General features: G+C 69.3%; 17 protein-coding genes. 10 read left to right on the forward strand and 7 right to left on the reverse strand.

All coding sequences use genetic code 11. The features are described from left to right. Positions 1-47: 47 nt before the first annotated feature. From BLQ43_RS01305 to BLQ43_RS01325, 5 genes are read right to left on the reverse strand one after another with little or no spacing between them, the layout of a single operon-like run. Positions 48-1,436 (reverse strand): aldehyde dehydrogenase family protein, encoded by a 1,389-nt coding sequence (locus BLQ43_RS01305; RefSeq protein WP_090018306.1) that lies wholly within the window; start codon positions 1,434-1,436, stop codon positions 48-50. A 23-nt stretch (positions 1,437-1,459) separates the two neighbouring features. Then, complete coding sequence (locus BLQ43_RS01310; protein ID WP_090018307.1) at positions 1,460-2,308, reverse strand: type 1 glutamine amidotransferase; 849 nt, start codon at positions 2,306-2,308, stop codon at positions 1,460-1,462. A gap of 7 nt (positions 2,309-2,315) precedes the next feature. Beyond that, positions 2,316-3,083 carry an HAD family hydrolase gene (locus BLQ43_RS01315; RefSeq protein ID WP_143006114.1) on the reverse strand — a complete coding sequence of 256 codons (768 nt, stop codon included), beginning with the start codon at positions 3,081-3,083 and terminating at the stop codon, positions 2,316-2,318. A 25-nt stretch (positions 3,084-3,108) separates the two neighbouring features. Next, on the reverse strand, positions 3,109-5,556 hold the full coding sequence (locus BLQ43_RS01320; protein WP_090018308.1) for a GcvT family protein: 2,448 nt from the start codon (positions 5,554-5,556) through the stop codon (positions 3,109-3,111). A gap of 34 nt (positions 5,557-5,590) precedes the next feature. Next, the gene (locus tag BLQ43_RS01325; protein ID WP_090018309.1) at positions 5,591-6,478 is read right to left on the reverse strand and encodes a phosphotransferase; all 888 of its coding nucleotides are present in this window, start codon (positions 6,476-6,478) and stop codon (positions 5,591-5,593) included. A gap of 322 nt (positions 6,479-6,800) precedes the next feature. Between BLQ43_RS01325 and BLQ43_RS01330 the strand changes: the two genes are divergently transcribed. The 8 genes from BLQ43_RS01330 to BLQ43_RS01360 all read left to right on the forward strand — a co-directional run bounded on the left by BLQ43_RS01330 (position 6,801) and on the right by BLQ43_RS01360 (position 16,529). Further along, positions 6,801-7,613: a DeoR/GlpR family DNA-binding transcription regulator gene (locus tag BLQ43_RS01330; RefSeq protein ID WP_176758461.1), complete on the forward strand. Its 813-nt coding sequence runs from the start codon at positions 6,801-6,803 to the stop codon at positions 7,611-7,613. Between the two features lie 107 nt (positions 7,614-7,720). Next, entirely contained in the window at positions 7,721-7,915 is a 195-nt protein-coding gene (locus tag BLQ43_RS14210) for a hypothetical protein (RefSeq protein ID WP_143006115.1), read from the forward strand. A gap of 48 nt (positions 7,916-7,963) precedes the next feature. Next, complete coding sequence (locus BLQ43_RS01335; RefSeq protein ID WP_090018311.1) at positions 7,964-10,387, forward strand: GcvT family protein; 2,424 nt, start codon at positions 7,964-7,966, stop codon at positions 10,385-10,387. A 98-nt stretch (positions 10,388-10,485) separates the two neighbouring features. Next, entirely contained in the window at positions 10,486-11,478 is a 993-nt protein-coding gene (locus BLQ43_RS01340; RefSeq protein ID WP_090018312.1) for an ABC transporter substrate-binding protein, read from the forward strand. A 121-nt stretch (positions 11,479-11,599) separates the two neighbouring features. Then, the gene (locus tag BLQ43_RS01345; RefSeq protein WP_090018313.1) at positions 11,600-12,733 is read left to right on the forward strand and encodes a quaternary amine ABC transporter ATP-binding protein; all 1,134 of its coding nucleotides are present in this window, start codon (positions 11,600-11,602) and stop codon (positions 12,731-12,733) included. After that, positions 12,730-14,745 (forward strand): ABC transporter permease, encoded by a 2,016-nt coding sequence (locus BLQ43_RS01350; RefSeq protein ID WP_090018314.1) that lies wholly within the window; start codon positions 12,730-12,732, stop codon positions 14,743-14,745. The genes BLQ43_RS01345 and BLQ43_RS01350 overlap by 4 nt, the downstream gene beginning before the upstream one ends. Before the next feature lie 52 nt (positions 14,746-14,797). Continuing rightward, positions 14,798-15,727 carry a choline kinase family protein gene (locus BLQ43_RS01355; RefSeq protein WP_090018315.1) on the forward strand — a complete coding sequence of 310 codons (930 nt, stop codon included), beginning with the start codon at positions 14,798-14,800 and terminating at the stop codon, positions 15,725-15,727. 70 nt (positions 15,728-15,797) lie between these two features. Further along, positions 15,798-16,529, forward strand: coding sequence for an HAD family hydrolase (locus BLQ43_RS01360; protein WP_090018316.1), 732 nt, complete (start codon positions 15,798-15,800; stop codon positions 16,527-16,529). A 6-nt stretch (positions 16,530-16,535) separates the two neighbouring features. Here BLQ43_RS01360 and BLQ43_RS01365 read toward each other — a convergent pair whose 3' ends face one another. Further along, entirely contained in the window at positions 16,536-18,554 is a 2,019-nt protein-coding gene (locus BLQ43_RS01365; protein ID WP_090018317.1) for a CocE/NonD family hydrolase, read from the reverse strand. A gap of 314 nt (positions 18,555-18,868) precedes the next feature. Between BLQ43_RS01365 and BLQ43_RS01370 the strand changes: the two genes are divergently transcribed. Further along, positions 18,869-19,522 carry an EF-hand domain-containing protein gene (locus BLQ43_RS01370; RefSeq protein WP_176758462.1) on the forward strand — a complete coding sequence of 218 codons (654 nt, stop codon included), beginning with the start codon at positions 18,869-18,871 and terminating at the stop codon, positions 19,520-19,522. 162 nt (positions 19,523-19,684) lie between these two features. Beyond that, positions 19,685-20,419 carry an aspartate/glutamate racemase family protein gene (locus BLQ43_RS01375; RefSeq protein WP_143006116.1) on the forward strand — a complete coding sequence of 245 codons (735 nt, stop codon included), beginning with the start codon at positions 19,685-19,687 and terminating at the stop codon, positions 20,417-20,419. A gap of 344 nt (positions 20,420-20,763) precedes the next feature. On the opposite strand, the gene BLQ43_RS01380 is transcribed toward BLQ43_RS01375, so the two are convergent. After that, positions 20,764-22,170 (reverse strand): aminotransferase, encoded by a 1,407-nt coding sequence (locus tag BLQ43_RS01380; protein WP_090018320.1) that lies wholly within the window; start codon positions 22,168-22,170, stop codon positions 20,764-20,766. Positions 22,171-22,264 lie beyond the last annotated feature (94 nt).

The following is a 22,264-nucleotide window of genomic DNA, read 5'->3' on the forward strand; positions in this document are numbered from 1 at the left end:
GGGCATGATTGAGAGCCCGGACTGTTTCTGTCCGACCTCATCATGCCCTAGGCGGTGTGCAGGTTGAACGACTTGGGCCGCGTCAGCTGGTCGTAGCCGAAGCGGGACAGCGTGCAGCCCTTGCCGGTCTGCTTGACGCCCACCCAGGCCAGCGCCGGGTCCAGGTAGTCGCACTTGTTGGCGTAGACGGTGCCCGTCTCCAGCCGGTCGCCCAGGCGCTCGGCGGCGTCGGTGTCGCGCGTCCAGATCGCGGCGGTGAGGCCGAATTTGCTGTCGTTCATCAGCTCCACCGCCTCGTTGTCGTCGCGGACCTTCATGATCCCCACGACCGGGCCGAAGGACTCCTCCGTCATCACGTCCATGCCGTGATCGACGTCGGTGAGCACCTGCGGCGCGAGGTAGGGCGTGCCCGCCTGCGCCGCCGGGAAATCGGCGGGGTCGATGTGGGCGGTCGCGCCCGCCGTCACGGCGGCGTCGATCTGGCCGCGCACGAAGTCCGCCGCGCCCGCGCGCACCATGGGGCCGAGGGAGGTGTTGGGGTCGAGCGGGTTGCCCAGCCGGAAGCTGCGCACTTCCTCGACGAAGCGGGCGACGAAGTCGTCGTAGACGTCGGCGTGAACGTAGAGCCGCTCCAGGCCGCAGCAGGACTGCCCGCTGTTGAAGAAGGCGCCGTCCACGGTGTCGTCCACGGCCTTGGCGATGTCGGCGTCGGCGCGCACGTAGCCCGGGTCCTTGCCGCCCAGCTCCAGGCCCATGCCGGGGAAGTTGCCGTCCGCGGCGTTCTGCACGGCCTCGCCGCCGCCGACCGAGCCGGTGAAGGCGACGAAGTCCACGCGCCGGTCCGCGATCGTGCGGCTGGTGGTGGCGCGGTCCATGTGCAGGGGCTGGAACAGCCCTTCCGGCACGCCGGCTTCGCGCAGGACGCGCTGGAAGCGCTCGGCGGAGAGCGGCGTCTGCGCCGCCGGCTTGTGCAGCACGGCGTTGCCCGCCGCCAGCGCCGGCCAGACGCTGTTCACCGCCGTCATGTAGGGGTAGTTCCAAGGCACCACGACCAGCGCCACGCCCACGGGTTCGCGGCGGATGACCTGCCTGGCGCCGGGCGCGTGGCTGACGTCGGCGTCGGCCAGCGTCTGCGGCGCGATCTGGAGCATGTAGCGGGCGCGCTCGGCCATGATGTCCGCCTCCTTCGGCGAGGCGGCGATGGGCCGGCCCATCTGGCGGGTGATCTCCTCGCCGACCTGCTCGCGCTCGGCGACGAAGCGGTCGACGGCTTCCGCGAGCACCGCACAGCGCCGCTCCAGCGGCACGCGCCGCCACGCTTTCTGCGCCGCGCGGGCGCGGTCGAGCGCGGCGTCGACCGCTTCCGGCGTGGCCGGCGTGCGGCTTGCGTACACCTCCCCGTCGATCGGGGAGACGCAGGTGATCTCCGATTTCATGGGGCCTCCGATGTCGGGGGGTGCTAAAGAATCTTGTGGTCGAGCCAGGCCTTGACCTCGAGCTCGCGCACGTCGGGGTCCAGCAGGTCGGCGTCGATGCCGAGCTGCCACGCCAGGTCCGTGCGGCCAGGGTGCGCGTGCAGGCGCTCCAGCTTGTCGATGTGCGCGAGCGCGGCCGCCTCGTCGGCGAAAAAGCCGCGCCGGACGAGCTTGCCGATGCGGCAGTACATCAGCCGCGCCATCTCCATGAGGTCGTATTCCGGGTGGTACTGCACCGCCCAGAAGGTGCCCGGCCCCTGGCGCACCGAGACGGCCTGGATGGCGCAGTAGCGCCCGCGCGTCAGGCAGACCGCGTTGGCCGGCAAGTGGGTGACCTCGTCGTCGTGGCTGATGAAGCCGTCGAACACCGCCGGCTTGCCGACGAACATGGGATGGCCCTGACCGGCCTCGGTGAGCGCGAGCTTGCGCGCCACGCCCATTTCGCGGCCCTCGGGATGGGCGGCGACGCGCCCGCCGGCGGCCATGACGGCGACGTGGACGGCCCAGCAGCTGCCGAACTGCGGCACGCCGGCCGCGTACGCCTGCCGCGACAGCTCGATCTGCGGCGTCACGCGGTCGTCGTCGTGGTAGATGGTGAGGCTGGAGCCGGTCCAGGCGACGCCGTCGTAGTCCGTCAGCGCCCGGCCGTGGGGCAGGTTCAGGCCGTTCTCCGCCGGGTAGTGGATCTCGCAGGCCACCCGGCCGCGGCCCAGGCGCTCCAGCATCTGGGCGTAGAGGTCGCCGGCCGCGTGCGCGCCTCCGGCGACGAGATCGTCGCGGCCTTCCTTGGCGTAGGCGTCGACGACGAGGATGTGGGCTTTCTCGCGGGTCATGGCGGCGTCACTCCGTCACCGGGGCGGCATCCAGAGCGCGCACGATGCCGGGCAGCTCGCTCAGGTTTTCGCAGATGGCGTCGGCGGTGGTGCCCGGGCGGTCCTTGCTGCGCGCGCCGACGAAGAGCACCGCCTTCATGCCCAGCTGCTGCGGCCCCGCAACGTCGTTGTGCTGGCGGTCGCCGACGTGGAGCATGCCGGGGAAGTCGCTGCCCGTGGCCTCGGCGATGTGGTCGAACATCGCGGCGTGCGGCTTGGAGCGGCCGATCTCGTCCGAGAAGGCGAAGGTGCTGAAGTAGCGGTCCAGCCCGTGCCGGGCCAGCATCTCGCGAAGCTGCGCGCCGGGCGTGAAGATGGCGTCGGAGGCGATCGCCAGCTTGTAGTGCGCCGCCAGCTCGTCCAGCGCGGCGTGCACGCCGGGCAGCGGGTCCGGCGGGATTTCCACCTCCATGCGTGCCGTTTCGTGCAGCAGGCGGTCGAAGGCCGCCGGGGCGAGCGAGGCGCCCATCCCGCGCAGGAGCACGCGCAGGCGCTCGTCCAGCGGCCAGGTGACGGAATAGCCCTTCCAGCAGTGCTGGAACGCGGCGTCGGCGACGTCGTAGGCGCGGTCGATCTCGCCGCGCTCGACCGTCCAGCCCTCGGCGGCCAGGGCGTCGTGCACCAGTTGCCGCCGCGTGTCGCGCTTGGAGCCCAGCCCGCGCGCGGCGCGCTTGGGCTCGTCGGAATCGTCGGTGACCAGGGTGTCCCAGAGGTCGAAGGTCAGGGTCGTGAGCATGGGTCGCGGTCCTTGGCGGGCGGGGTCACGATTTCACGCGGGCGAACTCGGGGTCATAGAGCGGGCGCGTGTGGAGCGTGCAGGGCACGCGGTCCATGGCGACTTCCAGCTCGTAGGTGCCGGCGCGCAGGTATTCGAGGTCGACGCCCGCGTCGTTGTGGACGTAGCCGAAGCCGATGGGGGCGCCGATCGTGTGGCCGTAGCCCGCGCTGGTGAGGTAGCCGACGGGCTCGCCGTCGCGGTAGATCGTCTCGCGCCCGTGCAGCACCACCGAGGGGTCGTCGACGGTGAAGATGGCGAAGCGCTTGCGGATGCCCTCCCGCTGCTGGCGCTCGATGGCCGCGCGGCCCTGGAAGTCGGTGTTGCTTTTCAGCTTCACGGCGAAGCGCAGGCCCGCTTCCAGCGGCGTTTCGTCGGGCGTGACGTCGCTGCCCCAGGCGCGGAAGCCCTTTTCCAGGCGCATGCTCTCGATGGCGCGGTAGCCGGCGAGCGTCAGGCCGTGGGGCTCGCCCGCGGCCTGGAGCGCATCGAAAACCGGAAGGACGTTCTCCATGGGGATGTGCAGCTCCCAGCCCAGCTCCCCGACGTAGGTGACGCGCAGGGCGCACACCCGCGCGCCGCCGATCTGCAGCGTGCGCCAGGTGCTGAAGGGGAAGCTCTCACCGTCCACGGGATCGTCGGTGACCTGTTGCAGGACGTCGCGCGCCGACGGCCCCATGAGGGAAAGCACGCCGTAGGCGGAGGTCACGTCGTCGATGCGCGCGTCCCAGCCCGCCGGGATGGAACGCTTGATCCAGTCGAAGTCGTGCGTGATCGCGCCCGTGCCCGTGACGACGTAGAAGCGGTCGTCCGCGATCTGGGACACCGTGAGGTCGCACTCGATGCCGCCGCGCGGGTTGAGCATCTGGGTGTAGGTGACCGCGCCCGGCCCCTTGGCGACCTTGTTGGCGCAGATCCAGGCCATCGCGTCCGCCGCGTCCGGGCCGGAGACGACGAACTTGGAAAAGGAGGACTGGTCGAACAGCGCCACGCCCTCGCGGCAGGCCGTGTGCTCGCGCGCCACGGCGTCGGCCCAGTTGGGCCAGCCGAAGGTGTAGCGGTCCTCGGCCGCCTCGCCGTCGGTGGCGAACCAGTTGGCGCGCTCCCAGCCCATCTTCTCGCCGAAGCAAGCGCCGGCGTCGCGCAGGCGCTCGTAGACGGGGGAGACGCGCGCGGGCCGCGCGGACTCGTGCTCCTCGCCGGGCCAGGAAATGGTGTAGTGCTTGCCCGTCTCCTCGACCGTGCGCCGGCGCAGCCAGGGCTCGGAGCGGTGCGGCGGCCCGAAGCGCCGGATGTCCACGGGGCCGAGGTCCATGGGCTGCTCGCCGCCCGCGATCCAGGCCGCCAGCGCCCAGCCCGCGCCGCCGCCGGCGGCGATGCCGTAGGCGTTGAAGCCGGCACCGACGTAGACGTTGTGCATCTCCGGCGCGGGGCCGAGGATGAAGTTGCCGTCCGGCGTGAAGGATTCCGGCCCGTTGATGAGTTGGCGCACGCCCGCGTTCTGCAGCGCGGGCACCCGTTCCATGCCGCTTTCGATGAGCGGCTCGAACTGCTCGTAGTCGGGGTCGAGCAGGGAGAACTGGAAGTTCGGCGGGATGCCGTCGGTGGCCCAGGGCAGGGGCGAACGTTCGTAGCCGCCCATGACCAGGCCGCCGACTTCCTCCTTGAAGTAGACCAGCCCGTCGGGGTCGCGCAGCGTGGGGATGCCGCGCTCGATGCCCTCGACGGCCTCGGTGACCATGTACTGGTGCTGCATGGGGTGCAGCGGCACGTCGATGCCGATGCCGCGGCCGATCTCGCGCGTCCACTGGCCGGTGCACAGCACCAGGCGCTCGCAGCGGATCGTGCCGTGCTCGGTTTCCACGCCGGTCACGTGGCCCGCGCCGTCGGTGTGAATCTGCTTAACCGGCGTGTCCTCGAGGATGCGCGCGCCCTGCTGGCGCGCGCCCTTGGCCAGCGCCTGCGTCAGGTCGGAGGGCTGGGCGTGCCCATCGTTCGGGAAGAAGGCCGCGCCCATGACGCCGTCCGTGGCCATCATGGGCCACAGCTTCTGCGCCTCCGCCGCCGAGAGCATCTGCACCTCGACGCCGAAGCTGCGCGCCGTGGTGACGCCGCGTTTGAGCTCGGTCAGGCGCTCGCGGTTGCACGCCAGGCGCAGCCCGCCCACGCGGCTCCAGCCGGAATTGAGGCCGGTTTCGGCTTCCAGGCGCTCGTACAGCTCGACGCTGTATTTAAGCAGGCGCGTGATGTTGGCGTTGGAGCGCAGTTGGCCCACGAGCCCGGCGGCGTGGAAGGTGCTGCCACAGGTCAGCTTGCCGCGCTCCAGCACGACGACGTCCGTCTCGCCTTCCTTGGCCAGGTGATAGGCCGTGCTGCAGCCGACGATGCCGCCGCCGATGATGACCGTGCGGGCCTGGTCGGGAAGCGTGCTCATGCTGGCAAAACTCCGGTGTGCACGGGCCGATCGCTCAGGTGCGCGCGTAGACGTCCCAGGCGCGTTCCAGGCGATCGAGGTTTTCCTGCGTGTAGGCCGCGAAATCGAAATCGAGCTCGGAAATCAGCTCGGAGGTCATGCTCCACATGCTCTCGCGGAGCAGAGAGGCGCACTTCATGGCGTTGAAGCGGCGCTTGAGCTGTGTGTCGGGCTGCTCGCCGTAGTACTGCGTGAGCAGGTCGTCCTCGAGCTCGGCCGGCATCTCGGCGTTGGAGGCGAGGCCGCCCAGGTCGAAGAGCGGCGAATTGAAGCCGGCGTAGTCGTAGTCGATCAGCCAGATGCGCTCGCCGTCGTCGATGAAGTTGGCGGGCAGCAGGTCGTTGTGGCCGAAGACCACCTCGATGCGGCCGATCGCGTTTTCCAGCTCGCGCGCCTTGTCCAGCAGCTCGGGCAGGCGGTCGGTGTAGGGGCTGGCGCGGTCCTGCAACTCCCCGGCGTAGTGCCGGATGGCGTGGAACACCCAGAACATCAGCGCGGGGCCGCGAAGGTGCTTCGGGATCTCGTGGTGGCAGCGCCGCAGCGCCGGGACGAGGCGGCGCAGGGTCCTGGGATCGCGCACGTCGGCTTCGTCGAGCGTGCGGCCCTCGACGAAGCGCAGGACCAGGATGCCGTCCCCGGTGTGCACCACCTCCGGCGCCAGGCCCGCCGCGTGGGCGGCGCGCGTGGCCGCGTGTTCCTGCCTGCGCTGGATGAGGTGGATGGGGATGTCGTCGCCGACGCGGACGAAGTACGCCCCGCTGGCGTCGCGCACCCGGTAATTCAGGTTGGTGATGCCGCCGCTGAGCGCTTCCGGCTCGACGTTGCCGGACCAGATCGGCAGGTCGCGCACGCGCTGCGCGGCCGCGTGGGCACCCTCGGACATCGTCACCTCCCGCTGGCGGGGCCGATTGCGATCGGCTCGTCCGCCAACACGGTTAGGCACGAGATGCCAAGCACGTCAACACAGGAACCCCAAAAACACACAGAAAAACACATAAACCGGCAAAGATTCGGGCAGCGAGTGAGAAGAGGTGTCGCGAAAAGCGCTGCACGTGTATGTGCAGGCTGGTGGGGCCGGCTGGTGCGGTCGCGGCAAACTGCCCGATTTCAGTGTGTGGCGGATCCGGTGCAGCTTTCTCTTGGGAAGTGCCGCTTTAACGTCCATTTTTGTTGCGATGTTTGAAAACCTGCGCGCGGAGGCGGGCATGACGCGGCGGCGACCGCACAGCTCGGAACGGCACAACGCCATCCTGACCCAGTTGCGGCGCACCGGGAATTGCTCGGTCGCGGACGTCGCGGACGAGCTGGGGGTGTCGCGCGAAACGGTGCGCCGCGACATCAAGGTGCTGGAACGCGAGGGGCTGCTGCGGACGGTGCACGGCGGCGCCGTGCTGCCCGATTTCTACGAGGCCCTGCAGGAGCCCGCCTTCCGCGAGCGCATGCGCCAACAGGCGGAGGAAAAGCAGGCGATCGCCAACCTCATCCCCAGCCACGTCGCGGCCGGCGATTCGCTGATGCTGGACAGCGGCAGCACCAACCTCTACGTCGCGCACGCGCTGGAGGGGATCAACGACCTCCTCGCCATCACCAACAACACGGAGATCGCACGCACCCTGGGCACGGGCGGCAACAACCAAGTCTACCTGTGCGGCGGCCACCTGCGCCCCGACGATGGCGCCGTGTTCGGCCGCTCCGCGGTGCGCTTCGTCGAGCAGTTCCGCGTGCGCAAGGCCATCCTCTCGGTCGGCGCCATCGCCGTGGACGACGGCATCCTCGACTTCAGCATGGAGGAGGCGGAGTTCGCCCAGGCGATCATGGCGCGTGCAGATTCCGTGATCGTGGTGGCGGACCACACGAAGTTCGGGCGGCAGGCGCCGATCCGCGTCTGCGGGCTGGAGGACGTGCACCTCATCATCACGAATCGCCCGCCGCCGCACGTCTTCGCCAACTACCTGAGCAGGTTCGAAAACTGCCGACTCGTTCACGCCGGCGAGCCCGAGGCGCACGAGCCCAGCTGACCGGTTCGCGGCCGCGCGAATCCATCCCGAAAATCCGTGAAATGCCGCGGTGTGGGCATGCGTCCGCACCGATTGTGGTATGTTAAACGACCGCGCAGGTCGGGGCGGTGGCGCTGGCCGCGATCCGCCGCGCCGTGGGCATTCCGGGCAAAGCCCGCGGCGCACGGACGTTTGGGGATCTTGGCGGTGCCAAGGCCATGCGCCGGCACGAAGTGGCACCTGCGCAGCAAAAAGCCACAAAAGGAAACGAAAAGCCGCAAAAACACGGCGAAACCTCTTGCGTATCTGCGGGTTGTCTGTGAGGGTTTCCACAGATTGGCCGACAAGAAGCCGCAAAAGAGGGAGGTTCCGTGGCGGCGAAAAACCACGCGGACGTCGTGATTGTTGGCGGGGGCATCGTCGGGTGTTCGATCGCCTACAACCTCACGCGCGCCGGCAAGCGCGATGTCGTCGTGCTCGAAAAGGCGGGGCTCACCGAGGGGGCGACCTGGCACGCCGCCGGGCTGATCGGGCAGGTGCGCGGCACGCGCAACGCCACGCGCATGATCCAGCGCAGCGTGGAGCTTTACGACTGGCTGGGTGAGGAAAGCGGCCTCTACGTCGACTGGAAGAAGGCCGGCAGCCTGCGCCTCGCCTCATCGCCTGAACGCCTCAAGGAAATCAAGCGGCTGGTCACGACCGCGCGGAGTTTCGGCGTCGACGTCGAGCTCATCGGCGCCGAGGAGGCCCAGCGCCTCTTCCCGGCCATGACCACCGAGGGCGTGGAAGCCGCCGCCTACATTCCCGGCGACGGCTACGCCGATCCCAACAGCATCACCCAGGCCCTGGCGCGCGCCGCCCGGCACAACGGCGCCACGATCCGCGAGGGCGTGCGCGTGGAAGCGGTCAATACCGTCAACCGTCGCGTCGACGAGGTCGTTACGGACCACGGCACCTATACGTGCAATGTCCTCGTGAACGCGGCCGGCATGTGGGGGCGTGAACTCGGCCAGCTCGCCGGCGCGTGCGTGCCCGCCTGCTCCGTGGAGCACCAGTACGTCGTCACCGACCCGATCCCGGATCTGCCGCGCGAGATGCCGACGATGCGCGATCCGGACCGGCTGGTGTACTACAAGCCCGAGGTCGGCGGCCTGGCGATCGGCGGCTACGAGCCGGACACCGTGCCCTTTGGCGAGGACGGCGTGCCCGCGGACTTCGCGCGCACGCTGCTGCCCGGCAACCTGGACCGCTTCAGCCAGCTCGCGGAAAAGGCGGCGGAGATCACGCCCGTCGTCGGCGAGGTCGGCATCCGCCAGGTCATCAACGGGCCCATCCCGGAATCCGCCGACGGCGATTTCGTCATGGGCAAGGCCGCCGGGTTCGACAACTTCTATGCCGCCACAGGCTTCCTCTACGGCATCGCGGCGGCGGGCGGCGCCGGCGAGGCCATGGCGGAGTGGATCGTCGAAGGCGCACCCGCGCGCGATCTCTGGTCGCTGGACGTGCGGCGCTTCCACCCCATCCACAACACCCGCCACGTCCTCTTCCCGCGGGCGGTGGAGCACTACGCCAGCCACTACACCCTGAGCTATCCGGGCACGGAGAGCGAGGTCGCGCGCAACCTGCGGCTCAGCCCGCTGCACCACGTCCTCGACGCCAAGGGCGCGGTCTTCGGGCAGAAGATGGGCTGGGAGCGGCCCAACTGGTTCACCGTCCCGGCCGGCCCGCGCGACGAGAAGCTGGCGTTCGAGCGCGAGGAAACGAACTGGTTCCCGGCCGCGCGCGAGGAAGCGCTGGCCGTGCGCACCGCCGTCGGCCTGCTGGACCAGACCTCCTTCGCCAAGATGGAGCTGTGGGGCGAGGGCGCACTGGCGGCGATGCAGCACCTCGCCGTGTCCAACATGGACAAGCCCGTCGGCAGCGTCGTCTACACCCAGCTCTGCAACGCGCGCGGCGGCGTGGAAGCCGACCTGACGATCACGCGCCTGGGCGAGCAGCACTTCTACATCGTCACCGGGGCGGGCTTCGGCGAGCACGACTTCGACTGGATCCGCGCCAACCTGCCGCGCGACGGCAGCGTGGAAACGCGCGAGGTCACGGACGGCTACGCCGTGCTCAACGTCTGCGGCCCCCACGCGCGGGACGTGCTCGCCGCCGTCACCGAAACGGACGTCGGCGCCGACGCCTTCCCCTTCGCCACGGCCCGGCGCATCCACATCGGCGGCGCGCCCGTGCTGGCCCTGCGCGTGGGCTACACCGGCGAACTCGGCTGGGAGCTGCACATCGCCACCCCCTACGCCGAGCACGTCTACACGCAGTTGGCCGAGGCCGGCGCGCGCCACGGCATCCGCGACGTGGGCTACAAGGCGATCGACAGCCTGCGCCTGGAAAAGGGCTACGTGTACTGGAGCGCCGACGTCAGCCCGGACACCACGCCCGTCGAGGCCGGCCTGGGCTCGCGCGTCGCCCTGCGCACCAAGGGCGACTACCTCGGCCGCGCCGTGCTGGAGCGCCAGAAGACCGAGGGCACGGACCACAGGCTCGCGGTCTTCAGCATCGACGGCAACGTGCCGCTCTACGGCGGCGAGCCCATCCGCGTGAACGGCGAGGCCGTCGGACTCACCACCAGCGCCAACTTCGGCTTCACCGTCGGCCGCACCATCGCGATGGGCTATCTGCCCGTCTCGGCGATGCAGGCCGACAGCGTGGAAATCGAGGCATTCACAGAGCGCTACACCGCGGCGCGGCACGACGCGCCGCTGCACGATCCCGCCAACGCGCGGGTCAAGGCGTGATCCCGGCCGGCGCCGCCGGCATGGGAAAACGGAAGGCGACCACCGGCCGGACAAGACCAAGACAAGCCGCCGGCCACCACGTTCGATGGGAGGACACGATGGGTGAGACAAAGCCCAGGACGGCCTGGAAAGCCCTTGCCGTCGGCCTCGCGGCCGCCACGGGGCTCGCCATGGCGCCCGCCAATGCCGAGGTGCCGGAATCCAAGGATCCGCTGACGTTCACCCTGAATGACTGGGGAACGCAGAAGATCAACACCTACATCATGGGCACCGTTCTGGAAAAGATGGGCTACAACGTCGAGTACCAGAGCGCCGACTACATCGCCCAGTTTCAGGGCATCAAGTCGGGTGACCTGACGGTCGCCATGGAGATCTGGGAGACGACCGCCAAGGAGAACTTCGAGGAGGCGGTCGGCAGCGGCAAGGCCGTGGACCTCGGCAGCATCGGCGTGCGCGCCATCGAGGAGTGGTGGTATCCCAGCTACGTCGAAGAGAAGTGCCCGGGCCTGCCGGACTGGAAGGCGCTGCGCGACTGCGCCAAGGTCTTCGCCACGCCGCAGACTTATCCCAAGGGGCGCTACCTGGGCGGCCCGGTGACCTGGGAAGGCCGCGATCCCGAGCGTGTCGAGGCGCTCGACCTGCCGTTCGAGGTCGTCCACGCCGGCACGAACGCCGCCCTCCAGGCCGAGATCAAGTCGGCCATCCAGCGCAAGAAGCCGATCATCGCCTGGGTCTACCAGCCGCACTGGTTGCCGGCAAAATTCGACGGCAAGTGGATCGAGTTCCCCGAGTATACCGAGGCTTGCTACAACGATCCCGAGTGGGGCCCGAACCCGAACAAGAAGTACGACTGCGGCAAGCCGCGCGGCTGGATCAAGGCGATCGGCTGGGCCGGCGGTGCCGACAAGTGGCCCACGGCCTACGAGGCCATCAAGAACTTCAACCTCAGCACCGAGGAAGTCGGGTCGCTAGCCGGCGAGGTCGGCCTGAAGGGCCGTGACGCCAAGGCGGTGGCCAAGGAGTGGGTCGCCAACAACGAGGACGTCTGGTCCGAGTGGGTGGCCGACGCCAAGGCTGCGACGGGTAGCTGACGCCCGCCGCCCGACGTGACGGCCGGCGTGTGCCGGCCCCCGAGACCTTTCCCGTTCCAGATCGCTGCGGAGCCGGTGTCTCAGCCGGTTCCGCAGCCCGTCCCGGATGGATGGACGCGGCATGAGTCAAAACGAGGCGACCATCGACCCCGCAACCGCGCCCACGGGCGCCGCGCCCGCCGCCACGGGGCGGGGCGCGCACGCCAACGCGGGTCAAAACAAGCTGACCTGTTCGAATGTCTGGAAGGTGTTCGGCGAGAACGCCGAGCGCGCCCTCCAGCGGTACGGCGGCCACATGAGCCAGGACCAGCTCGCCGCGGAGGGGCTGGTCGGCGCCGTGCAGGACGTCTCGCTCGACATCCGCCAGGGCGAGATCTTCATCATCATGGGCCTGTCCGGGTCGGGCAAGTCGACGCTGGTGCGGTGCATGTCCGGGCTGATCCCGATCACCGGCGGCCACATCTTCGTCGAGGACCAGGACCTCAACGGCATCAGCGCCCAGCAGCTCATGGAGCTGCGCCGGCACAAGATGGGCATGGTGTTCCAGCACTTCGCCCTGCTGCCGCATCTGACCGTGCTGGCGAACGTGGCCTTCCCCCTGGAGATTCAGGGCGTCGACAAGCGCACGCGCGAGCAAAAGGCGCGCGAGACCATCCGCATGGTTGGCCTGGAAGGGCGCGAACACAACTTCCCGCGCCAGCTCTCCGGCGGCCAGCAGCAGCGCGTCGGCATCGCCCGCGCGCTCGTGATCGAACCCGACATCTGGTTCCTGGACGAACCCTTTTCCGCGCTGGACCCGCTGATCCGGCGCGACATGCAGGACGAGTTCCTGCGCCTCCAGAACATGCTGGACAAGACGGTCGTCTTCATCACCCACGACTTCTCGGAGGCGATCAAGCTCGCCGACCGCATCGCCATCATGCACGACGGCAGGGTGGACCAGATCGGGACGTCCGAGGAGCTGGTGACCCAGCCGGCCACCGACTACGTGGCCGAGTTCACCAAGGACGTGCCGCGCGCCAAAGTGCTGTCCGCGCGCTCGGTGATGGTCCCTGGCCGCGCCGACGGCATTCCCGGGTCGAGCCCCGATGACGTGAAGCCCGTCAGCGCGGCCGAGCGCGTCGAGGATTTCGCCTCGCGCGTGGTGGACCGCAATGCGCCGGTTCCGGTCGTGGACGATCAGGGCGCGGCGCTCGGCCATGTCCACCCCGAGAGTGTCATGAACATCCTCCTGGAGCGCGAGCAGCGGTCATGAGCGTCAAGGGCGAGGTGCTTGAACGGTCGGCCAACTGGCGGAACGCGCCCGCGTGGGTGGTGTGGCTGGTCGCGCTTCTCGGCGCGGGCGCCCTCTTTCATCTGCTGCGCACGGCGCCTGCGCTGAAGCCGCTGGTGGACTACCCCGAGGGCTGGACGATCCCGCTGCAGGCGTGGATCAACGTCTTCATGGACTGGCTGCTGAACGAGTTCAGCTTCGGCCTGTTCACCTTCAAGGAGCTGACCCGCGCCTTCGCGGCCGTCCTCGATGTGCCGCTGGATATCCTGCTGGCGCTGCTTTCCAAGGGCGTGGAGGTCTCGCTGCTGGGCGTCGGCGTGCAGTTGCCGCCCCTGTCGTGGGTCGCCGTGACGGGGGTGCTGGTCTACGCCTCGTGGAGCGTCGGCGACCGCAAGCTCGCCGTTCTGATGGCGGCGGCGCTGCTCTACCTGGCCGTCTTCGGCCAGTGGGACGGCGCCATGATCACGCTCTCCTCGGTGCTGGTCGCGGTGCCGCTCGGCGTCGTCGGCGGGCTGCTGCTCGGCATCGTCAGCTACCGCTCGCCCGCGTTCGAGCGCGCGCTGACGCCCGTGCTCGACATGATGCAGACCGTGCCGATCTTCGCCTACCTGGTTCCGGTGCTGGCGCTGTTCGGCTTCGGGCCCGTGGCGGCGCTGGTGGCGACGGTGATCTACGCCATGCCGCCGATGGTGCGGGTGACCATCCTCGCGTTGAAGGGCGTGCCGGAAGAGGTGCGCGAGTTCGGTGAGATGGTCGGCTGCTCGCGCGCCCAGATGACGTGGAAGATCCTCGTCCCCGTGGCGCGCTACCGCCTGATGGTGGGCGTGAACCAGGTGATCATGCTCACGCTGAACATGGTCATCATCGCCTCGATGATCGGGGCGGGCGGCCTCGGCTACGACGTGCTGAACGCGCTGCGTCAGCTGGAAATCGGCGAGAGCGTCGAGGCCGGCCTGGCCATCAGCCTGATCGCGATCGCCATGGACCGCTTCACGCGCGCGGTCACGGAACTCCAGCCGACCTCGGACGAGGACACCGCCAAGCTCAGCTTCGCCCAGCGCCACCGTTACGTGCTTATCGCGCTGGCGGTGCTCGTGGGCACGACGCTGGCGGGGCTGATCATCCCCGGCCTGGCGCCCTACCCGGCGTGGGCGCAGGTGACGACGGCCTCCTACTGGGACCAGGCCGTCAACTGGATCAACATGAACCTGGGTGCCGTTCTCTACAGCGTGAAGTCCTTCATGTTGATCTTCATCATGATCCCCGTGAAGCGCTTCCTGATGGACGTGCCGTGGGTCCTGATCGTGGGGCTGGTGTCGCTTGCGGGCTTCCGGCTGGGCGGCTGGCGGCTCGCCGCGACGGTTACCGGCTTCACGCTCTTCATCCTTGTGACGGGCAACTGGGAAAAGGGCCTGATCTCGGTTTACCTCACGGGTTTCGCGGTCGCGATCGCGGTCATCCTGGGCGTGAGCTTCGGCGTCGCGGCAGCGATGAGCCAGCGCGTCCACCACGTCGCCCAGGTGATCGTGGACGTGCTCCAGACCCTGCCGGCCTTCGTCTACCTGATCCCGGCCGTGATGCTCTTCCAGGTAGGCGAGTTCTCGGCCCTGCTGGCGATCGTCGCCTACGCCATCGCCCCGGCCATCCGCTACACGGACCACGGCCTGCGCGGGGTGTCGCCCGAGGTGCTGGAAGCCGCGACCGTCTCGGGCTGCACGCGCCGGCAGAAGCTGTTCAAGGTCCAGCTGCCGCTGGCCTTCCCCGACATCATGCTGGGCGTCAACCAGACCATCATGATGGGCCTGTCCATGTTGGTCATCACCGCCCTGATCGGGACCAGCGATCTGGGCCAGGAAACCTACATCGCGCTGACCAAGGCCGATCCGGGCCGTGGCCTGGCCGCGGGCCTGTCGGTGGCCTGCATCGCCATGACGGCGGACCGGCTGATCCAGGCGGCCGCGACGCGGCGCAAGCGCGAACTCGGGCTGGCGTAAGCGCCGGCCCCAATACGAGCCATCGACGCCAGCCACCCAAGGGAGGTTCCCGATGTCCATCCCGCAGGAGGTCCGGTCCCACGTCAGCCGCATTCCGGCCCTGCAGGGCGTGTCCGAGGACCGCATCACCGTCGAGCGCCTCGGCGGCCTGACCAACCTCAACTACCTCATCGACGCCGACGGGGAGCGCTTCGTCATGCGCCTCCCCGGCGAGGGCACAGAGGAATACATCGACCGCACCATCGAGGAGCACAACGCCCGCGTCGCCGAGCGCGCGGGGGTCAACGCCGAGGTCGTCTACTTCGACACCGGCGACGGCCTGATGGTGACCCGCTTCATCGAGGGCGGCGACACCATGAGCCCCGAAACCTTCCAGACGCGGCCGGGGGCGCCCAAGCGCGCGGGCGAGGCGTTCCGTCAGCTGCACGCGTGCGGCGAGTCCTTCCGCTTCACCTTCGAGATGTTCAGCATGATCGACGAGTATCTGAACGTCCTGCAGAAGGAGAACGCCCCGCTGCCGGACGGCTACCACGACGCCGTCAAGGAAGCCGAGGCCGTGCGCGAGGCGCTGGACGCCAACCCCATCGCGCTCAAACCCTGCCACTGCGACCCGCTGACCGAGAACTTCATCGACGACGGTCGGCGCATGTACATCCTCGACTTCGAGTATTCGGGGATGAACGACCCCTTCTGGGACATCGGCGATCTCTCGGTCGAGGCCGGGCTGAGCGCCGAACAGGATTTGGAGATGCTGCGCGCCTACCTGGGCGGCGAGCCCAGCGATGGGCAGTACGGCCGCATGGTCATCTACAAGGCCATGAGCGACCTGCTTTGGACGCTCTGGGGCCTCATCCAGTACGCGCACGGCAACACCGTGGAGGACTTCTGGGCCTATTCCACGGAGCGTTTCGCCCGCTGCAAGGAGCTGATGAACCGGCCCGAGTTCAGCGACCACGTCCGCGCTGTGCGTGAGAAGCGATAAGCCTCCTCCCTGCACCTCAGCCCCGCTCCACGGCGAGCGGGGCATTTTTTCTTTCCGGGAGCCAGCCGAGGTGACGGACCCAACCATCCGCGGGCTGCTGTTCGACAAGGACGGCACGCTCATCGACTTTCAGGCGACCTGGGTGCCGCTCAACGTTCAGGCGGCCGACGTGGCCGCGAAGGGCGATCCGGCGCTGCGGGCCAGGCTGCTGGAGATCGGCGGCTACGACGCCGAAACCGGCCGCGTGACCGGCGCCAGCCTGCTCGCCCAGGCCGACACGCGCGAGGTGGCGGAAGCGTGGGTCGACGCCGGGGCGCCGTTCGGCGTCGACGAGTTGGCGGCCGCGATGGACCGCATCTTCCAGGCCGGGATGCACGACGCCGTGCCCGTGACGAACATCGCCGAGCTGTTCCGGCGGCTGTGGGCGCGGGGGCTGCACCTGGGCATCGCCACCAGCGACAGCGAGGCCGCCATCGCGGCCAGCCTCGCCGGCTTCGGGGTGTCGGGCGAGCGCGTGCACGCCTACGGCTACGACAGCGGCCACGGCAGCAAGCCCGATCCGGGCATGGTGCACGCCTTCTGCGCCGCCACGGGGCTCGACCCCGCGCAGGTCGCCATGGTCGGCGACAACCTGCACGACATCCACGCGGGTCAGGCGGCGGGCTGCGGGCTCACGGTGGGCGTGCGCACGGGCACCGGCGGCCCCGAACTCGCCGACGCCGCCGATTTCGTCATCGCCGACATCGGCGAGCTGGAAGCCCTGCTGGGCGACCGCATCCCGCCGCTTTCCGACGATGCCTGACCACGCTCACACCAGATCCCGCGGGATGCGGTTGTGGATCGAGTGGGTGTAGATGCGCTGCTCCCCCTCGTAGGCGTCGATGTCCGCGTGCAGCTCGAAAGCCTCGCTGTCCGAGGTCAGCACGCAGTGCGTCAGCGTCGTCACCGCCCAGCCGGGGCGCCGCAGCTCGCGCCGGTACCAGGTTTCCGCGCGGACGCTGTCGTACTTGTTGCCCGTGAAAGCGTAGTGCTCGTCGTTGCTTTCGGCGTAGGTGATACCCTGGTTGAGCAGGTGCGTCGGGCCGTCCTTCTGGCGCACCGTCAGGCGCACGCGGTCCTTGGCGAGGTCGTGGACGATCCACCAGTTCTGCTCCGCCTTGGCGTCGACCGTCATCGGGTCTCCGTCGGCCATGTCCACCGGCCCGAACGGGTTCAGACCCTCCGCATCCTGCGTTTTGATCGGGCGCACGGGCAGGTCCAGCGTCGAGGTGCCGGGCCAGATCGTCAGCTTGGCGGGCTCGGGGGCGGGCCAGACCAGCGGCCAGTAGGACGAGGAGATCGCCAGGCGCAGGTGGTGGCCCGCCGGCAGGGCGTAGGCGATCTCGTGCAGGCGCACGGTGACGCGGGTGCGCTGGCCGGGCTCCAGCGGCTCGGGCGCGTCGTCGCGCTCGCGGTGGGTCAGATTGAGCAGGCCGTAGGTGATGCGCGTGGCCTCGCCGCCCGGCTGCACGTCGGACAGGCGCACCGCCACCATCGCCACCGGCTTGTCGCTGGCGAGATCGAGCGTCACCTCGCCCGCCCCGCAGATCTCGGTGCGCAGCTCAAGCTCGGGCCCGTCGAAGACGACCGCGCCGCCGTCCTCCAGGCGCTGGTCGTGCGGCATGTCGGGGCCGTTGGCGTAGGCGCACCACTTGCCAGCGTACAGCCCGACATGAAGGGGGGAACGCACCCAGGTCGGTTCGGTTTCGGCGGCCTGTGCGTCAGGGTTCAGCTCCAGCCCGCAGGCGGTGAGGGCGTGGCGCTGGCGGGCGATGTCCGGGGCGGGCCAGTCGCGCTCGGCGATCCAGCGGCCCGGCAGGCATTCGTAGGAGGTTGCGGGCTGCACGCTGTCCTTCATCCACATGTGCAGGCGCGGCTCGGCCATGATCCCGGTGTCAACGCCCTTCAGCCAGTGGTCGAACCAGCGCACGCATTCCTGCAGGAAGCCGATGGCCGGACCGGGCTCGCCGAGGTGCGGGTAGGTGTGGCTCCATGGCCCCACGAGGCCCTTGCACGGCGCGTCCAGGTTGCGCAGCAGGCGGAAGACCGCGTCCGAATAGCCGTCGGCCCAGCCGGAGACGGCGTAGATGGGCGCTTTGATCGCTGAATAGTCCTCGCACACCGAGCCGTGCTGCCAGTAGGCGTCGCGGCGCTGGTGGCGCAGCCAGGTGTCCAGCCAGAAGCCGCTGTGGCGCAGGCGGTCCAGCCACTGCTCGCGCCAGCTCTCGCCCACGGTCGCCGGGTCCGGCGGCTGCGAGGTGGAGGCGAACATGTTGGCCGCCCAGGTGAGATTGTCGACCAGCATGCAGCCGCCCATGTGGTGGACGTCGTCGCTGTAGCGGTCGTCGGTGAAGGCGACCGAGACAACGGCGCCCAGTTCCGGCGGCTGCTTGGCGGCGATCTGGAGGCCGTTGAAGCCGCCCCAGGAGATGCCGATCATCCCCACCTTGCCGGTGCACCAGGGCTGCTTGGCCAGCCAGCGCAGGATGGCGCAGCCGTCCTGAAGCTCCTGTTCCAGGTACTCGTCCTGCAGCAGCCCTTCGGAATCGCCGCTGCCGCGCAGGTCCACGCGCAGCGCGGCGTAGCCCTTGGCGGCGAAGTAGGGATGCATCCTGCTGTCGCGCGGGGCGGTATGATCCGCCTTGCGGTAGGGAATGTACTCCAGGATCGCCGGCACCGGCTCCGTGCGCGCGCCCGGCGGCAGCCAGATCCGCGCCGCCAGGCGCGTGCCGTCGGGCATGGGAATCCAGACGTTGGAAAGTTCCTCGATGTCGCGTGCGTTCGCCATGACAATCGCGTTCCGGTTATCGCGTGCGTGATGCTGGATACAGTATAGAGTCCGGCCGGTGCGGCCACCAATTTTCTGTCGTGGGGTGACACGCATGGCGTGCTTCGGCCGGACATGACCCGGTGGAGGCGTGATGAGATCTTGTTGTCGGCCGGGTCGGCCTTGATGGGTCAAGTTTCCACGAAAGGGCGGCCCGGCGGTATCCACCTGCGACACGCTGGCGCGGTTCCGGGCATGAACCGCGTGACCATATGCACGGTGACGGACGCGCGATCGTCCGGCCGACCCATCCTTTGCCAGCCCCGGAGGTTTCGATGACGCACCGCAAGAAGGTGCTGCGCCCCGCCGTCGCGGCGACCCTCGCCCTTGGTCTTGTCGGCGGCCCGGGTGTGGCCGTCGCGGGGGAGCACGGCAAGAAGGGTGGCGGCGCGATGCCGCCCGTTTTCGACAAGGCGGACGCCGACAACGACGGGGCCGTGACGGTGGAGGAGGTGCGCGCCTTCGCCGACCAGCATGTCGCGAACCTCGATGCCGACGGCAACGGCACCATCAGCCAGGATGAGGTCCGCGCCCACATGAAGCAGATGCACCATCTGCGCCGCATGGCGCGCTTCGACCAACTGGACGCCGACGGCGATGGCATGGTGTCGAAGAAGGAGTTCGCCAAGGCCGCGCCCGCCCGCATGGGCAAGCGCGGGAAGCACGGCGGCCCCATGGGCCGCGGCATGTTCAAGCGGCTGGACGCCAACGAGGACGGCGCGCTTCAGAAAGTCGAGGTCACGTCCGGCATCCTTCGCATGTTCGCTCGCGCGGACGCTGATGGGAACGGCAGCGTCACCCGCGAGGAGGCGCGCCAAAGCATGCAGCGCGGCCACGGCAAGCGCGGTGGCATGGGCCAGGGTCACGGCAAGCGGCAAGGCGACGACAAGGGTGCGTGCAACGGCAAGCGCCGTGGCGGTCAGCAGTAAGCCAGCCGTGTCGCCGCTCGCGGCGGCCAGACCAGGATGCGTGGTGCCGGCCATCTGATGCAGGATGGGCCGTGGCGCGCCTGCCCGTGATATGCGGCGGGCGCCCAGCAACAAGGCCGCCCCCGCGCTGTTTCCGCGCCAGCGCGCACGACCGAGGTGATCATGCCGATCTATCGCACGCGCCCGGGTGCGCTCGCCTATGGCTTCCGCCTGGGCGTCCTCGCCATCGACTGCGAGCAGCCCTTCGTGCCCGGCGATGCCGGCAACGCCAGCACCTGGCCCTGGCCCGTGCTGTACCACCGCATCGAGGGCTGCTCGATCCAGCGCCTGGTTCTGGAAGGCGACCGCACGCTGGAGCCCACTGTCGTGGATGCCGCGCGCGCCCTGGAAGGCGAGGGCGTCGACGCGATCATCTCCAACTGCGGCTTCCTGGCGCGCTTCCAGAACGCCGTGGCGCGGGCCGTCAATGTGCCCGTGGGCCTCTCGGCGCTGCTCCAGGTGCCGCCGGTGCTGGCCTTCACGGGCGGCGGCCTCGTGGGCGTGATCACGGCTTCGGCGGCCACGCTGTCGCGGGAACTGCTCGACGCCGCCGGCATTCCCCGCGACGCCCCCGTGCCCGTCTACGGCATGGAGGACTACCCGGCCTTCGCGGAGCCCTTCCTGTCCGATTGCGGCTGGGTGGATACCGACGCCCTGGCGGCGGCGGCGGACGATCTGGGCCGGCGCATGGCGGCGGCGCACCCGGACCTGACAGCGCTGGTGCTGGAATGCGCGGTGCTGCCGCCCTACGCCCACGTCTTCGAGGCCGCCGCGGGCGTGCCGGTCTACGACGCCGTCACGCTCGGCCGCTTCCTCGTCTCCGGCACCGGCCACGCGCCGCCGAGCGGGACGTACTGAGGTCGGACGGGAGGAGCCCAAAAAACAAACCTCCCCCTCTTCGGCGAAGAGGGGGAGGTCGAACGCCGAGAAGCGTTCGGGTGGGGGTGATGGTCCCGCCACCCGAAAAAAACGGCAAGCAGGGGGCGACGGCCCCGTCTTTTCCCAACAGGGCCTCATCCCTCCCAGCCATCCACGGGCATGATGAGGTCGGACCGAAATGGTCCGGGCTCTGAATCATGCCCGCAAACGAAAGAGATGGAGTGCGATGAGGCTCGTAAACTGATTCCACGTAGTCTCATCGCACTCTATGCGGATGGCCGGGCCCCTTCCCTTCTCCCGCGGGGAGAAGGGTTCCAGGGGCTTTACGCCGCGATCGTGATGCCCTCGCGGGTCAGCTCGTCGCGCACGCGGTCCACGGCGCGCTTGGTGCGGGCGACCACGTCGTCCGCCTCGTCGCGTGTGAGCACCAGCGGCGGCGCGAAGCCCAGGATGTCGCCGTGCGGCATGGCGCGGGCGATCATGTTCTCCTCGAACGCCGCGGCGCTGATGCGCTTGCCCACGCCGATCGCGGGGTCGAAGGGCTTGCGGTTGGCCTTGTCGGCGACGAACTCCAGCGCCGCCAGCATGCCGACGCCGCGCACCTCGCCTACGAGCGGATCGTCGGCGAAGGTCTCCTGCATGCGCTGGTTCAGGTAGGGGCCCACGTCGGCGACGTGCTGCGTCACGTTTTCCCGCGCCAGCAGGTCCAGGTTGGCCATGCCTGCGGCGGCGCAGGTCGGGTGCGCCGTGTAGGTGTAGCCGTGGGCGAAGGTGCCGAATTGCTCCGAGCCCTGCTCCAGCACCTCGGCGATCTCGGCGCTGACGATGGCCGCCGACAGCGGCTGGTAGGCGCTGGTCAGGCCCTTGGCGACGGTCACGAGGTCCGGCTCGATGCCGTACATGGTGCAGCCGAACTCGGTGCCCAGGCGCCCGAAGCCGCACACGACCTCGTCGGCGATCAGCAGCACGTCGTGCTTCTTCAGCACCTTCTGGATCTCCTGCCAGTAGCCCTCCGGCGGCGGGATCAGGCCGCCCGTGCCCAGCACCGGCTCGCCGATGAAGGCCGCGACCGTCTGCGGGCCCTCCGCCTGGATCATGGCGTCCAGGTCGTCGGCGCACTTGCGGGCGAAGTCGCGCTCGCTCATGCCCGCTTCGGCATTCCAGTAGGCGTGCGGCGTGGTGGTGTGCTTCACCTGCGGCACGGGCAGGTCGAACGCCTTGTGGAAGATGGGCAGGCCCGTCATCGAGCCCGACACCACCGTGCTGCCGTGGTAGGCGCGCTGGCGCGAGATGATCTTCTTCTTCTCGGGCCGGCCGCGGACGTTGTTGTAGTACCAGACGATCTTGGCCTGGGTCTCGTTGGCGTCCGAGCCGGACATGCCGAAGAAGACGCGCGACATCTTGCCCGGCGCCATGGCCTTCAGCCGGTCGGCGAGGCGGATGGCCGGCTCGCTGCCCGTCCCGGCGTAGGCGTGGTAGTAGGCCAGCTCGCGCGCCTGCTCGGCGATGGCGTCGGCGATCTCGGTGCGCCCGTAGCCGATGTTGACGCAGTACAGCCCGGCGAAGGCGTCCAGCAGGTCGCGGCCGTCGGCGTCATAGACGTGGCAGCCGGAGCCGCCCGTCATCACGCGCTCGGGCATCTGGCCGCCGGAGAAGGTGCGCAGGTTGGTGAAGGGGTGGAGCATGGACCCGCGGTCCATCGTCTCCAGCTGTTGGCGATCGGCCTGCATGGGAAATCTCCCTCGTTCGAAATGTCCGTTCCGTCGGCCGGTGTTCCGCCGCCGTTTACGTCTGCCAGCCGCCGAGCCCGCAGACGTCTACGTC

The sequence above is a fragment of the Limimonas halophila genome (genome assembly GCF_900100655.1).
Lineage (GTDB): Bacteria > Pseudomonadota > Alphaproteobacteria > Kiloniellales > Rhodovibrionaceae > Limimonas > Limimonas halophila.